This window comes from Chelatococcus sp. KU-N122, from assembly GCF_055391085.1.
On sequence record NZ_AP043981.1, the window covers coordinates 3,683,456 to 3,696,289 of the forward strand.

The window sequence follows — 12,834 nt, forward strand, 5'->3', positions numbered from 1 at the left end:
ACGGGAGCATGTCACGATCGGATGGCTCCATCCGGTCGCAAAGCGCTCTAACGAGCGGCGTCCTCCTGAGCGAGGGCGCCGGCCTCCGGGTTCAGGGCCCGCGCCGTCTGGCGGGGGCGCGTGAAGGGCTCGGGCTTGGGCGCGTTGGAGTGGAGGAGGGCGGCGCCCGCATAGAGCCCGCTCGTCTGGTCCAGTGAGAAGCGTTCCGCGTCCAGCCGGCGGATATCGGTGATTGTTTCCGCCGCTTCGGCGGGGGAGAGGCCCAGGAACTCGAGCGCATCGCGGCCGAAGGCGAGGGCCGATTCCAGGGTCTCGCGCATCTGGAAATCGACCTTCTGGTTCATCAATTCGAGCGCATGGCCCCGGTCGTAGGCGCGGACCAGCAGGCCGGCATGGGGGAACGCCTCCTTCGCCAGCGCGACGATCTTGTTGGCGGCCTCCCGATTGTCGATGCAGATGGCGAGCACCCGCGCGCGGGCTGCGCCCGAGGCGTGCAGGACGTCGAGGTTGGTGCCGTCGCCGTAGTAGATCTTGAAGCCGAACTTGGCGGCGCTGCGGATCATGTCGGGGTCGTTGTCGATGATGGTCACATCGAGGCCGCGGGCGAGGAAGGCCTGGCTGACCACTTGCCCAAAGCGCCCGAAGCCCACGAGAAGCACCGAGCCGCTGAGCCCGTCTGGCCGCTCCAGCCCGTCGAGATCGGGCTTCTCCGGGGGCAGCAGGCGACGTGCCGCCATCACGGTGAGCGGCGTCAGCACCATGGAGAGAATGACGGTCGACGACATCACCGCATTGACGAGCGGATCGAAGATTCCGACGGCTGCCGCCGCGGCATAGAGGACGAAGGCGAACTCGCCGCCTTGTGCGAACAAGGCCGCCCGATAGATGGCCTCGCGGCGGTCGGCGCCGAAGAGCAGGGCGACCGCGAGGATGCCGAGGGCCTTGACCGCCATGTAGCCGACGACGGCCAGCGCCACCACGGCCCATTGCTGGGCGACCACCTCCAGGTTCAGCGACATGCCGACCGCCATGAAGAAGAGGCCCAGCAGCAGGCCGCGGAACGGCTCGATGTCGGCCTCAAGCTGGTGGCGGAAGGTGGAGCCGGAGAGCAGAACGCCGGCGAGGAACGCGCCCATGGCCATGGAGAGGCCGGACACCTGCATCAGGAGCGCGGTGCCGAGCACCACGGTGAGGGCCGCGGCCGTCATGATCTCGCGCGCCCGGGCGGCGGAGAGCACGGCGAACAGAGGGTTGAGCAGCCAGCGGCCGGCAGCGATCACCACCGCGACCGCACCGACCGCCATCGCCAGGCTCGTCCAGTCGGCCCGCAGGTTCTCCCCGGTCGCCGGTGCCAGCACCGCCACGGCAGCCAGCAGCGGCACGATGGCGAGGTCTTCCAAGAGGAGGATGGAGACCGCCCGCTGGCCGGCGGGTGTCGCCGTTTCGCCCGCCTCGTCCAGAATCTGGATGATGGCCGCGGTGGAGGAGAGCACGAAGCCCATGGCCGCGATGAAGGCGGTCGCCGGATCGAGCCCGGCGAGCACGCCGAGGCCCGTCAGGAGCGCGCCGCACACCGCGACCTGTGCCGCGCCGAGGCCGAATATGTCCTTGCGCAGACTCCAGAGCCTGGCCGGGCGCATCTCCAGCCCGATGACGAAGAGGAACATGACGACGCCGAGCTCGGCGAAGTGCAGCACCGCCTCCGGCGCCGCGATGACTTCCAGGCCGAACGGGCCGATGGCGAGCCCGGCGGCGAGATAGCCGAGCACCGAGCCAAGCCCCGCGCGCTTGAACAAGGGGGCTGCGACGACGCCCGCGCCAAGGACTGCGACGATCTGCACGAGCTCGAAGTTCGACGGTTCGGCCACAGCACCCCTCTCAGGCATGGGTTGACTGCCGGTCGGCAGGACCCTGCCCTAACGTGGGGGCGGCATGACCGCGAGCGCTTTTTCTCGCCAACGGATGATAATTTGCTGCCGCGCCGGGCTCATGCCGGGTCGCACGGCATGGGCGCGCCGCGCGACGACGGGCATCCTAATGGAGCTGTGCGCGGCCCCGCGTGCACGGAATAACGTTTCAGATTCAAGGAGCTGAAGCGCTTCTCTCCGACCAGACGATCGGAGCGCGCGGAAGGCCTTGCGGGCTAGAGCATTTCGCCATTGGATGGACCCATCCAATGGCAGGGAAATGCTCAGAACCTTTTGAATCTGGAGCGCTTTTTTTGCGATTGGGTGATTCCACCCAATCGCAAAGCGCTCTAGGTGGAGTTCCCCTGATCAACCGGAACTCCAGGGGATCTTCGTTGGTCGCGTCGCGACCTAATCCGTCCGCCAGCGACGACGCCGCGACGGACGAATGGCCGGCTCTTACTGCCCGACCGCCGAATCCTGCACCGCGGACAACTGGATGAACTGCTTTCCGCCGTTCATCGAGCGCAAGTCGTTCACGTAGTTTTCCGGGAGCAGCAGGTGGGAGGGCGTCTTCAGCCCCATGAACGTCGCGATCCGGCCGATGAACCACGTGCAGTTGGTCGTTCCAGCGTTCCACAGCGGCGTGCTGCTCTGGATCTGCTTGATGAAGGCGAACACCCGCTTGGCATCAGCCTCGCTCATGTAGACGCGGTAGCTGGCGGTCAGGTACTCCTCGTCGAGATCGCCATAGCTCTTGCCCGTCTCGGACGGCACCCACATCAGGTGGCCGAGCATGTAGGGGATCTCGTCGCCGGCCGGGTGCAGCCCCGCGACCTCCACCTCCCGGTCGGTCGATTTGCCGAACCAGACGAAGGCATGGCCGTACGATGCCGCTGTGCGGGCGCGGAAATCGACATAGTAGGGACCAGGCACGGCGGCGCGTCTGCGGCTGATCCTGGCGTCCGACCGCGTACCACCTTGACTGACCGCGGCGACCACGCTCCGGCCCTGCGTCGATGTTTGGTCGTTGGTTTGCTGGTCTGCGCTCGTCGCGTTTTCGCGGGCGCTGCTCGTCCCGCTGGTCAAACCACAGAACGCCGCCACCGTGAGCAGTACCGCGGCGTAGCGGCCGTATTGTCCGATTCTCGTCAAGGCCCGCACTTTGAGCACCCCATTCTCGACTACGAGCGGCGGACGGATCGTGCCGGACACAGGCGGAATCGATGGCTTGGTATCGAACCGGACGTGAGAACAGGCGCGGATCGGATCCGTTGCGCACAGGGATAAAAAAGGCAAACGGTGGCTATATTCAGCTCGAACGCCACCGCTCGGTAGCCGATAACAACCGGCTACCCGCAGAGAACCTGGAGCAGGTCATGCGTCCCCGCGGGGGGACGGTGTCAGCCCTTGGTGATGATCGGGGCCGGAGCCGGAGCCGGGGCCTTGCCGAAGGGGGCCTTGCCGATGACCGGAGCCTTGCCGATGGGGGACTTGCCAATCGGAGCCTTGCCGACCGGAGCCGGAGCAACCGGAACCGGCTGGGGCTGCGGCAGGTCGGCAGCGACAGCGACGCTCATCATGGCCAGCGACGAGGCTGTCACAATCAGAGTCTTGAGCATTAGCGGATCTCCTACGAATTCTAGATTGGAGACGACAGTCTCGGGAATCTCCACACGCGGGTGTAGCGCCTTACGAATTACCGTGGTGGCCTCCGACGCGCAATTGAGAGTCGGTTCGTTGGCCGGAGCGGCCATTGGGTTTTCCAGGGATGTGGCAAAAATAGCGCGCGCCGGACGTCGCGGCTGCGCGAGGGCGGCGACTCGCAGGCTAATCGCCCCCGCGGCTGCTGTAGGGTTGGTGGCGAAATCAAGGCCGGTGTCGGGCCGCCAACGGCGCAATTGTCGCGCCGAATCAATAAATCCCGGGGATGAGCCGATAGCTCCGCGACATATACTCGCGATATTCATCGCCAAAACTTGACAGCATCATCTGCTCCTCGCGGCCGACGCGGCCAAAGAACAGGATGCCGAACCCGACAAACCCGGCGAGGCCGGCGAACCAGTTGGGCAGCAGCAGCGCCTGCGCCGCCGCCCAGAGCCAGAACGCCGTGTACATGGGATGGCGCACGTTGCGGTAGATGCCGTTGGTGACGAGCTTGTGGCTTTCGCGAACGTCGAGGCTGACGGACCAGTTGCGTCCGAGGGCACGGTGCGTCAGGTGGAACATCACCAGCGCCGCGGCCGCGACCACGACGCCGAGCCACGCCTGGGCGGGGTTGAAGGCGTAGCGGGCAAAGCGGGGGAAGCCGCCGGTCGCCACGTAGAGCAGCGGCACGATGCCGAGCCCGGTGAGCGAGATCAGCAGCAGCGTGGTCTCGCGCGCCCCGCGGGCGCTGCTCAGGACAGGCGTCCGGCGGGAGCGCCGCGCATGCCTGAAGCGGATGACGTACCAGCCGACGGCCAGCAGGACGAAAACCGTCTTGGCGATCGCCGGTGTCATGCGCGGCCTGCCCCCCGCGCCGGCGCGGGTACCGGCTCGGCCGGCGCCGAGTCGGGTTGCGGTTCGATCAAGCCGCCGTTCTCGCCGATCATCGACAACGCTCCGTCCGGGGCCTTGGTCTGGCGCTCGGCCGAGCAGGGGCCGCACATCAGCATGAAATAATCGTACGCGGCGCGGCGGTCGTTGCCGCTGATGAACTGGCAGTGCACCCGGAACAGCCGCGTGCGGATGCGCCGATAGACGACACGCTCGAGCATGCTGCGGATCTCGACCAGCCGAACGACGGGGTTGGCCGCCCTGGCCAGCCCCATTTCGCCCACCGGGTCGGCGATGCAGAAGTTCATCACGTCGATACGGGCCTGGTAGTCGCCCCAGAACACGCCGGGCGCCGCGGCGACGCGCGCCACGGCGGCGCGAAAGCGCTTCGCGCCCTGGTGCAGGCCGATCTTGAGGATGGACGAGCCGATCGAGAGAAACGTGACACGGGCGCCGGTCGTGCCCAGGCCAGGGTCGATCTTCAGCGCCCGGTCGAGCAGGTCCACCGCGAGCACGGCGCCGAGGCTGTGGCCGATCACGAGGATCTCGTCCGCCTCGGCGTTCCGGGCGGCGGCCACGATCTCCTGTGCAATGCGCTCCAGCCGCTCGGCCAGGACGGCGTTGCCGCGGTGGATGTAGCAGAACGAGAAGATCCAATCGTCGTAGAGGGTCGTGATGCTCAACCACCGGCCGGCGGCCAGCAGCAGGGCGACGCCCACCGCCACCCCGGCGGCGACCCCGGCCCATAGCGAGTGGCTGAAGGACCGGACCAGGGCCCCGATCAGGCCGGCGACCGCCAGCAGCGCGGCCGAGACGACGAACGGGTAGAGGAAGAACAGGGCGTACTGCCAGCTCGTGCGGAAGTACCGCCACAAGGCCCCGCCGGCGACGAAATCGCCGAAGGCGGCGATGCCGAGGACGGCCCGTCGCCAGACCGGCTGGTGGCTCAGGCGCTGGATGACGTCATCCCAGCGGACGAGCCGGTAGTCGGTCTCGACCTGCCAGTTGGGGCCGTTGGTGACCACCGTCCAGGCGGTCTGATCGGCGTCGACGTTGACCGCGCCGACGGATGCCGACGTCGACCAGGTGCGCTCGAAACGGCCGAGCTCGCGCACGAAGCGCCGGCGCGCGCCCTCGTGCGGCGTGAAGGGATCGAAACCGCCGATGTGGAACACCAAGCGCTTGGCGATCGTGGGAATCACGCTCGTTGCCTCCGCGCGGCCGTCATCGTGCGCCCTCAACCTCAGCCAGCTCCCCCGCGTCGGCCGCGTGCGCCGGCACAAGCGAGGGTTAACCGGCTAGTCGTATAGTTCCATTCGCGGCGGGAGTCATCGCGTGAACACAACCGTCGCCGTGGGCCGTGCCGTGCGCCGAGCGGAGACTCGGCCAAACGTCACGGCGCTCTGGTATCGGGCTGGCGTCGTCATTCTCGAAAGGCGGGGGCACATGGTGCGGAAGATGTTGGTGAGTCTGGTGGCAATCGGCGGTCCGCTGCTGGCGACCGCGCCGGTCGTCGCCAGGGAGACGGTGCCGTTCTACGACGAACGGGCCGAGCCGGGCACGATTGTCGTCAGGACCAAGGAGCGGAAGCTCTATCTCGTCACCGGCCAGGGCAGCGCCATCCGCTATCCCGTCGCCGTCGGCAGGATGGGCAAGCAGTGGCAGGGCTATACGCGCATCAGCGGCAAGTACGTCCAGCCAGCCTGGTCGCCGCCCGACGAGATGCGGCGCGACAATCCCCGCCTGCCCGACGTCATCCAGGGTGGTTCGCCGCGCAACCCGATGGGCTTGCGTGCCATGACGCTCGCCGGCGGCCAGTATGCCATCCACGGCACCAATCGGCCGAGCTCGATCGGCACCTTCGCCTCCTATGGCTGCGTCCGCATGTACAACGCCGACATCGTCGATCTCTATGACCGGGTGCAGGTGGGCTCGCCGGTGCTGATGGCGCCCTGACCCACGGGCCGATCAGTCGGCGCTCGTCCCTGGGGCGGCGGCGACGCAGCGCTCGCACGGCGCGATGCCGGGAATGTCGACGCGCAGCAGCTCGGAGAAAAGCGGCTGCGGCGTCCCGTCGGCTTCGATGGCCCGCTCCGAGATGCGGGCGCGGCGGCGCAGCTCCTCGAACGGGAGCGAGGTGTCGAGCGCGCCGCGATCGTAGGCGTAGGCCGGGAAATAGCCGGATACCAGCACGCGCCAGTCGAACGGGATTCCCGGCTCGACCAGCTTCGCCATGCGGAACACCAGGGTCGTGCAGTTGGAGGTGAGGGTGTTGTACCACGCCGGCGAGGCCGCCAGTTCGTTGGCCTCGGTCACGTAGGCTGTCAGGAAGCCCCGGGCCATGGCGGCGGGCACCTTGAGCCGGTAAAGCCGCAAGTCCTCGTGCCGGATGTTGGTGCGCAGGCGGATGGCGTCGCGCTCGTCGGCGGCGATGTAGATCAGCTCGGATTCCTTGAAGAAGCCGGCGAGCGCCGAGAACGGCTGCTTGTGCTTGCGCCTGAGCTCGATCGACCAGGCCAGATAGGTGCCATCGGCAAAGCCGAAGCTGACGATGGTGTGGGCGATGGCCTCGCCGGCCCAGTAGTCGGCGTAGAGGTCGGCCGATACCAGCTTGTCGAGATCGTAGGTCCGCTCCTCCCAGACCGGCGTCATGTCGGTTTCGGTGCGCCAGTCGAAATTGCGCACGTTGTGGACGACGAGCCGGTTGCCGGTGATCTCGCCGGTGGCCGGGCGGGCCACGTCGATGGCCCAGTCCCGGTGGTTGGTCGGCACGATGGTGCTCCACCAGGCGAGCAGCCCGGCGATCGCCAGCGCGTAGACCGCCGTTGCGGCCCAGCGGCGAGGCGAGAGCAGCAGGATTGCCAGCGCGGCCAGGCTGAGCAGGCCCCACGCCGCGGCGGCCGGTGCCTGCAGCGCCGGCCCGAGCGGCGTGCGGAACCAGGTCGCCAGCGTCCCCCACACGCCGAAGCCGAGGATGGCCAGCGCCAGGATTGCGATCGCGGCCGCCCGTGCCCCCCGCCGTGTCATGCCGATCTCACCCGATTGCTGCCCCTGGCGCGTACCATGCCGCGGCAAGGCCGGGCTGGACCCGGCCACCCCCGCCCTCCGCCGGCTTCAGGACATCATGCCGCGCAGGGGCTTGCCCTGCCGCGACACTTGCTGTGGATGGATGGCCGGGTCAAGCCCGGCCTTGGCGCGCGCTTCGCGGACCGTCCCGGCCAGACGTGACCATCGTCAGCGCTCGACGAATGCCTGCAGGCGGGCGAGGGCGTCGTCCCATTGCCGCGACACGGTGTCGAGATACGAGCGGGCTGCGCCGATCGGTTCGGGCGTGCAGGCGAACTGGCTTTCGCGGCCAACGCGCGTGCTCGCGACCAGACCCACGTTCTCCAGCACGTGCAGGTGCTTGGTGACGGCCTGCCGCGTCAGCTGCGTATCCGCCGACAGCGTGGCGATCGACCGGGCGCGGCCGTCGCTCAGTTTCAGCAGCAGCGCCAGCCGCGTCGGGTCGCCGAGGGCGGCAAACACCGGCGCCGGGTTGGGCTGAGCCGTCAACGGGCTAGCCCCGGAGGTGAGCCTGGATGTTGCCCACCTGCTCCGTCCAGCCCTTGTCGTTGCTGCGCATGGCGTCTGCCCGACGATCGGGCGGCAGGGCGGCGAAACCTGACTCGACGATGGTCAGGCGTGTGCCCAAGCCCGCCGGCTCGAGCCGGAACTCGACGCGCGTCGTCGGCTCCTGCGCGTCGTCCGCGGCGTGGAGGTCGGCCGGATGGGGCCAGGTGAAGGCGAACAGCCGCGGCGGGTCCATGTCCGTGACCGTCGCCCGCCATCTCACGTGCTCGTAGCCGGGGTAGGTCATCTGGCCGGTGCTGACCTCGCCGAGTACGAAGGGGCCATCCAGCTTGACGCGGAACCACGCGCCGAACTCGGTGTGGTCGATCAGCGCCCGCCAGACCCGCTCGATCGGGGCGGTCAGCACGATGGTCTTCTCGATGCGATCGGACATGGGCAACCTCCCGGTTGCCTTTATCTGACATGCCGCAGCAGGATTGGCAACTCGTCGGTTGCGGATGGCGGCGCGCGCCCGCGAGCCCCGGATGGGGCATCCGACAGCTCGTGGTGAAGGGTGGTCGGAGGCGCGGCGTCTCGTTCCACCGTCGTGCCGCTGCGTCAGGGGGCGGCTTTGGGGAAGAAGCTCTCGACCAGGCTGTTGGCCAGCCGTGCCGGCCGGCGGGTCGCGGCGTCGAGGCAGCACCAGCGCGACTTCACCTCGGCGAGCACGTCCTCGCCGCGCTTGATGATGGTCTCGTAAAAGGCGCTGGCCCCGCGCACCTTGCCCAGCCTGACGGTCGCGATCACCTTGTCATCGAGGAACGCCGGCTTGCGGTAGGTGATCTCGTGCTTCAGCGCCACCCACAAATGCGAGGCTACGACGTCCGCCGGAGCCAGCCGCTGCCAATGGCTGAGAACAGCCGCCTGCACCCACTTGAGGTAGCTGGCGTTGTTCACGTGCCCCATGAAATCGATATCGGCCGGTTCGATCTGAACCGTAAAGTCGTAGGGCGTGGAAGACCGCATGGCAAAGCATACCACGGCTCGGCCGCTGGTGCGACTGCCGAAGCCCGGATGAGGCCATTTGCTGCGTTCACAAGTACAAAGCGACGCCGGCGAAGAATTCGCTGCGCCCGTGCTGGCACCGTCTTGGCCTGTCGACCTCGAAACGCCGGCGCTCAGACCAGCGTGTTCCCGGCTAGAGCATTTCGGCATTGGACGGGATCATCCAATGGCAGAGAAATGCTCATAACCTTTTGAATCTGGGGCGCTTCTTCTGCGATTGGGTGAGTCCACCCAATCGCGAAGCGCTCGAGCGCCCTGCTGCCGAGGCTTGACCGAGGGCTATTTCTTGGCCGTCCCGCCGAGCGGCGAAATGCCCTTGCTCATGGTCGCCGGAGCGGCGACAGCCTCCTTCTTCGTCTTGGGCTTCTTGATTTCGCGGTTGCTGCGCTTTTGACCTTTGGCCATCGAAACCTCCTGTAGCCGCCGCGCACCAATGAGTTCGACGGCGGCAAGCGCCCGACCGCGATGCTCTGAGCTTGGATTTTGGCCGCCGCGTGGCCGGCGAGCCGTCTCGGACGACGTCAGCGCGGGTCGCTGGTGCAAGACGCTGGATGCGGGCCGTGCCGGCGCTTGGCATCGACCGCGACACGCAGCCGCGCATATCAGTTGCACGGCCGCGCGCTTTATCCAGGCTAGCTCACGATGGACGGGAGCACGTACGCCATGGCGGCGTCCGTCAGCTGAGGCTCTTCAGATTGTCCGCCGACATCTTGCCGCTCCTGCGGTCGGAGACGAGCTCGTACGAGACCTTCTGCCCTTCGCGCAGGTCGCTGAGGCCGGCCCGCTCGACAGCGCTGATGTGGACAAACGCGTCACTGCCGCCGTCATCTGGAGCGATGAAGCCGAAGCCCTTCTGAGAATTGAACCACTTAACGGTTCCCGTTGCCATGCCTTAGTCCTTCATAAACGTAGATCTAGATCACTCGCCCAGAGGCGAGCCGTCGAAACTGACTTCAGGTCATGAACAAAAACAGCACAAAAACTTCGAGCGGAGATCGATTCAGCTGACCGTCTATCGGCGGCGCAATATGCTCCTTCGGCGATAGCGGCACAAGCGGTATTCGCCCACCCCGCTCGAACGAGGTATGCGGGGATCCAGGCTCGTTTCCGCCGGCCTGCCCGCAGGCTCGGCCGGCCCGCGGTGCGGGGCCTCAAAGGCCGCTGGCGGTCAGCTGGCCTTCTCGCGCCACACGCTCGTGCGCCTCGCGTTTGCTTTTGATCCGGTAAGAAAACTCCCCATCGGTTGGCGGCAAAAGCCGGGTGACCTCGTAGTCGCCGTCGGCGGCGGCGATCGCAACGGGCGCAAACTTGACTGTTTGGCCAAGGCGAAACTTGTGGTGAGCAACGCCTTTCATTTGAGCTCCCCTCGAACAATGGAGCGTCCGACGATGATCGGAATAATCGCGACGGCGACGACGGGCCGTCGCGAGCCCGGGGAAATCTTATTCGATCTTGCGCGTTTTGATAATGCCGCTCCGACGCGAACCGCCTGGGATGCGTCGATATGGAGGGTTGAAGCGGCCGCGGCATCGTCCGCTCCGAACGCGGCCTTCGCCTGCGTGGCCGCCGATGTCGTTCCGCGATCAGTCCGCCTAGGCGGTGAACCAGTAGCGCGTCATGTGGAAGAACAGCGGGGCGGCGAAGGTGAGGGAGTCGATGCGGTCGAGGACGCCGCCATGCCCTTCGATGACGTAGCCCCAGTCCTTGGCCTTCAGATCGCGCTTGATGGCCGACAGCACGAAGCCGCCGAAAAAGCCGGCGGCGACGATCACCGTGCTGATGGCGGCTGCCTGCACCGGGGAGAACGGCGTCAGCCCGTGCAGGAGGGTGCCGACGACGACGGCGGACACGGCTCCGCCGACGAGGCCTTCGACGGTCTTGGACGGGCTGATGCCCGGCGCCAGCAGCCGGCGGCCGAGCATCTTGCCCCAGACGTACTGGAACACGTCGCTGAGCTGGACGACCACGACGAGGTAGACCAGCAGCAGGGCCGCCGGCACGCCGGTCTCCAATAGCAGCAGCGCCGGCGCATGGCTGACCGAGTAGACCGTCAGCATCAACCCCCATTGCACCTTGGCGCTGCGCGCCAGGAATTCGCTGGTATCTCCGGCGAGCGTCGTCACCGCCGGCAGGATCAGGAAGGCATAGACGGGGATGAAGATGGAGAAGAGGCCGTAACGGCCGACGCCGAGGAGCAGGTAGTGCAGGGGCAGCACGACGAAGAACGACAGGAACAGCGCCACGTGATCGCCGCGTCGCGACGGCGTCAGCGTCCAGAACTCGCGCAGCGCCAGGAAGGACAGCAGCGCGAACAGGATGACCGTCGCGGTCTCGCCCAGCAGGATGGCGCCGCCGAACACGACGATCATCACCCACCAGGCGCGAATGCGGGCGTTGAGGTTGCGGACCGTGTCCTGGGCTTGCGGCCCGCTGGCGCGGCGCTCCAACACGAAGCCGGCCACGGAGGCGAGCACCAGCAGGGACAGGATGCCGGCGAGGACGTAGCTCAGTTGCTCGGTCATCACGCCTGCCCCGGCTCGGCCAGCTGCAGCACGGCAGCGCGAGCGCGCTCCAGGAATTCGGCCCGGCCTTCATCGGCCGCGGCCCGCAGCGGCGCGCCGAAGCGGGCGGTGCAGGTGATCGGCACGATCAGGAAGCTGCCCTTGGGCAGGATGCGCTGCAAATTGTCGAGGTAGACGGGCACCAGATCCACGTCCGGGAAGCGTTGCGAGAGCTGGAAGATGCCGCTGCGAAAGGAGGCGATGGCCTCACCGCTGCCGCGTGTCCCCTCCGGGAAGATCAGGATCGAGCAGCCCTGCTCCAGGACGCGCTGGAGCGGAGCCAGCGGATCGCTGCCCGGCGGCGGGGCCCGGTCGATCAGCACGGCGCGCAGGCACCTCTCGGCGATGAAGCGGCGCAGCGGGCTCGCGCCCCAGTAGTCCTGCGCCGCCGCCGGGCGGGTGAGCCGGCGGACCCTCCCGGGCAGTGCCGCCATCACGGCGAGCGTGTCGAAGTGGCTGCTGTGATTGGCGAAATAGATGCGACGCTGGCCGCTGGGCGCGCACCCGCGCCAGTCCGCCCGCGCCCCCACCAGGATGCGCACCAGCCAGACGAGCAGGCCGCTGACGAAGGCGGTCATGCGGTCTCCAGCGCGCGGGCGATCTTGAGGCTGCGCGAGATGCAGGTGGCCAGGCTGCCGGCCGCGATGACGATTGCTGCGGCCAGCAGCGACCAGCGGGTCGTCGCCAGCAGGCTCTCCACGCTCTGCGCCACGAGGCCGAGGGTCAGGGCCGCCATCCGGCGCTGCTTGGCCATGACGCCGCTGAAGTCCTGCGGCAGGCCGAGCGCGCCGCCGAACACGCGCACATAAGCGGTCAGGGCCGCCAGCAGCGCGCCGGCCCAGCCGAGCCACGGGACATCAGCCGCGTATCCCAGCGGCACCAGCAGGAGCGTGTCGGCGATGCGGTCGGGGAACTCGTTGTAGAGAGGGCCGCTCGCGGTCTTCAGGCCGCCTTCGATCGCCACCATGCCGTCGAGCAGGTTGCAGACGAGGCGAAGCTGCACGAAGGCGGCTGCCAGCAGCCAGGCGAGCGGATGGCCCACCCAGGCGATAAGCGCGCCGCCGACGGCGGCGAACGCCACCGAGAGCAGGGAAATGCTGTTCGGCGTGACGCCTGAGCGCGCCAGGCGCGCGCTGAGGCCGATCGCCCACGGCGACGATCGGCTTGCGATCGGCCGGCGTGCCGGCTCTTCTCCGGTAGGCGTCATTGCA

The 12,834-nt window shown here is 67.7% G+C and carries 16 protein-coding genes; 1 reads left to right on the forward strand and 15 read right to left on the reverse strand.

Going from position 1 to position 12,834, the window contains the following annotated elements:
• Positions 1 to 47: 47 nt before the first annotated feature.
• The 5 genes from ACZ5PO_RS16470 to ACZ5PO_RS16490 form a co-directional block, all read right to left on the reverse strand.
• On the reverse strand, positions 48 to 1,868 hold the full coding sequence (locus ACZ5PO_RS16470; protein WP_464195336.1) for a monovalent cation:proton antiporter-2 (CPA2) family protein: 1,821 nt from the start codon (positions 1,866 to 1,868) through the stop codon (positions 48 to 50).
• A gap of 498 nt (positions 1,869 to 2,366) precedes the next feature.
• Complete coding sequence (locus tag ACZ5PO_RS16475; RefSeq protein WP_464196866.1) at positions 2,367 to 3,062, reverse strand: hypothetical protein; 696 nt, start codon at positions 3,060 to 3,062, stop codon at positions 2,367 to 2,369.
• A 248-nt stretch (positions 3,063 to 3,310) separates the two neighbouring features.
• On the reverse strand, positions 3,311 to 3,529 hold the full coding sequence (locus ACZ5PO_RS16480; RefSeq protein WP_464195338.1) for a hypothetical protein: 219 nt from the start codon (positions 3,527 to 3,529) through the stop codon (positions 3,311 to 3,313).
• A gap of 292 nt (positions 3,530 to 3,821) precedes the next feature.
• Positions 3,822 to 4,409, reverse strand: a complete 588-nt coding sequence (locus ACZ5PO_RS16485) for a protein-S-isoprenylcysteine O-methyltransferase (RefSeq protein WP_464195340.1) — start codon at positions 4,407 to 4,409, stop codon at positions 3,822 to 3,824.
• Positions 4,406 to 5,647, reverse strand: coding sequence for a hypothetical protein (locus tag ACZ5PO_RS16490; protein WP_464195342.1), 1,242 nt, complete (start codon positions 5,645 to 5,647; stop codon positions 4,406 to 4,408). The genes ACZ5PO_RS16485 and ACZ5PO_RS16490 overlap by 4 nt, the downstream gene beginning before the upstream one ends.
• Positions 5,648 to 5,903: 256 nt before the next feature.
• Between ACZ5PO_RS16490 and ACZ5PO_RS16495 the strand changes: the two genes are divergently transcribed.
• Positions 5,904 to 6,401 carry a L,D-transpeptidase gene (locus ACZ5PO_RS16495; RefSeq protein WP_464195344.1) on the forward strand — a complete coding sequence of 166 codons (498 nt, stop codon included), beginning with the start codon at positions 5,904 to 5,906 and terminating at the stop codon, positions 6,399 to 6,401.
• 12 nt (positions 6,402 to 6,413) lie between these two features.
• Here ACZ5PO_RS16495 and ACZ5PO_RS16500 read toward each other — a convergent pair whose 3' ends face one another.
• From ACZ5PO_RS16500 to ACZ5PO_RS16545, 10 genes are all read right to left on the reverse strand, one after another.
• Positions 6,414 to 7,472: an Lnb N-terminal periplasmic domain-containing protein gene (locus ACZ5PO_RS16500; protein WP_464195346.1), complete on the reverse strand. Its 1,059-nt coding sequence runs from the start codon at positions 7,470 to 7,472 to the stop codon at positions 6,414 to 6,416.
• Between the two features lie 207 nt (positions 7,473 to 7,679).
• Positions 7,680 to 8,000, reverse strand: a complete 321-nt coding sequence (locus ACZ5PO_RS16505; RefSeq protein ID WP_464195348.1) for an ArsR/SmtB family transcription factor — start codon at positions 7,998 to 8,000, stop codon at positions 7,680 to 7,682.
• A gap of 4 nt (positions 8,001 to 8,004) precedes the next feature.
• Positions 8,005 to 8,451, reverse strand: coding sequence for an SRPBCC family protein (locus tag ACZ5PO_RS16510; protein WP_464195350.1), 447 nt, complete (start codon positions 8,449 to 8,451; stop codon positions 8,005 to 8,007).
• Between the two features lie 164 nt (positions 8,452 to 8,615).
• Positions 8,616 to 9,023 (reverse strand): acyl-CoA thioesterase, encoded by a 408-nt coding sequence (locus tag ACZ5PO_RS16515; protein WP_464195352.1) that lies wholly within the window; start codon positions 9,021 to 9,023, stop codon positions 8,616 to 8,618.
• A 318-nt stretch (positions 9,024 to 9,341) separates the two neighbouring features.
• Positions 9,342 to 9,467 (reverse strand): hypothetical protein, encoded by a 126-nt coding sequence (locus ACZ5PO_RS16520; protein WP_464195354.1) that lies wholly within the window; start codon positions 9,465 to 9,467, stop codon positions 9,342 to 9,344.
• Positions 9,468 to 9,738: 271 nt separating this feature from the next.
• The gene (locus tag ACZ5PO_RS16525; RefSeq protein WP_464195356.1) at positions 9,739 to 9,951 is read right to left on the reverse strand and encodes a cold-shock protein; all 213 of its coding nucleotides are present in this window, start codon (positions 9,949 to 9,951) and stop codon (positions 9,739 to 9,741) included.
• A 262-nt stretch (positions 9,952 to 10,213) separates the two neighbouring features.
• Positions 10,214 to 10,417, reverse strand: coding sequence for a hypothetical protein (locus ACZ5PO_RS16530; protein WP_464195358.1), 204 nt, complete (start codon positions 10,415 to 10,417; stop codon positions 10,214 to 10,216).
• Positions 10,418 to 10,654: 237 nt separating this feature from the next.
• Positions 10,655 to 11,584 carry a phosphatidate cytidylyltransferase gene (locus ACZ5PO_RS16535; protein WP_464195360.1) on the reverse strand — a complete coding sequence of 310 codons (930 nt, stop codon included), beginning with the start codon at positions 11,582 to 11,584 and terminating at the stop codon, positions 10,655 to 10,657.
• On the reverse strand, positions 11,584 to 12,201 hold the full coding sequence (locus tag ACZ5PO_RS16540; RefSeq protein WP_464195362.1) for a lysophospholipid acyltransferase family protein: 618 nt from the start codon (positions 12,199 to 12,201) through the stop codon (positions 11,584 to 11,586). Before ACZ5PO_RS16540 ends, ACZ5PO_RS16535 begins: the two co-directional genes overlap by 1 nt.
• Positions 12,198 to 12,830: a CDP-alcohol phosphatidyltransferase family protein gene (locus ACZ5PO_RS16545; protein ID WP_464195364.1), complete on the reverse strand. Its 633-nt coding sequence runs from the start codon at positions 12,828 to 12,830 to the stop codon at positions 12,198 to 12,200. Before ACZ5PO_RS16545 ends, ACZ5PO_RS16540 begins: the two co-directional genes overlap by 4 nt.
• Positions 12,831 to 12,834 lie beyond the last annotated feature (4 nt).

Bases quoted from the DNA above. Each gene is read 5' to 3' on its own strand.
- ACZ5PO_RS16525 (WP_464195356.1), bottom strand. From the start codon at position 9,951: ATGGCAACGGGAACCGTTAAGTGGTTCAATTCTCAGAAGGGCTTCGGC.
- ACZ5PO_RS16540 (WP_464195362.1), bottom strand. From the start codon at position 12,201: ATGACCGCCTTCGTCAGCGGCCTGCTCGTCTGGCTGGTGCGCATCCTG.
- ACZ5PO_RS16520 (WP_464195354.1), bottom strand. From the start codon at position 9,467: ATGGCCAAAGGTCAAAAGCGCAGCAACCGCGAAATCAAGAAGCCCAAG.
- ACZ5PO_RS16545 (WP_464195364.1), bottom strand. From the start codon at position 12,830: ATGACGCCTACCGGAGAAGAGCCGGCACGCCGGCCGATCGCAAGCCGA.
- ACZ5PO_RS16500 (WP_464195346.1), bottom strand. From the start codon at position 7,472: ATGACACGGCGGGGGGCACGGGCGGCCGCGATCGCAATCCTGGCGCTG.
- ACZ5PO_RS16535 (WP_464195360.1), bottom strand. From the start codon at position 11,584: ATGACCGAGCAACTGAGCTACGTCCTCGCCGGCATCCTGTCCCTGCTG.
- ACZ5PO_RS16480 (WP_464195338.1), bottom strand. From the start codon at position 3,529: ATGCTCAAGACTCTGATTGTGACAGCCTCGTCGCTGGCCATGATGAGC.
- ACZ5PO_RS16510 (WP_464195350.1), bottom strand. From the start codon at position 8,451: ATGTCCGATCGCATCGAGAAGACCATCGTGCTGACCGCCCCGATCGAG.
- ACZ5PO_RS16530 (WP_464195358.1), bottom strand. From the start codon at position 10,417: ATGAAAGGCGTTGCTCACCACAAGTTTCGCCTTGGCCAAACAGTCAAG.
- ACZ5PO_RS16515 (WP_464195352.1), bottom strand. From the start codon at position 9,023: ATGCGGTCTTCCACGCCCTACGACTTTACGGTTCAGATCGAACCGGCC.
- ACZ5PO_RS16485 (WP_464195340.1), bottom strand. From the start codon at position 4,409: ATGACACCGGCGATCGCCAAGACGGTTTTCGTCCTGCTGGCCGTCGGC.
- ACZ5PO_RS16495 (WP_464195344.1), top strand. From the start codon at position 5,904: ATGTTGGTGAGTCTGGTGGCAATCGGCGGTCCGCTGCTGGCGACCGCG.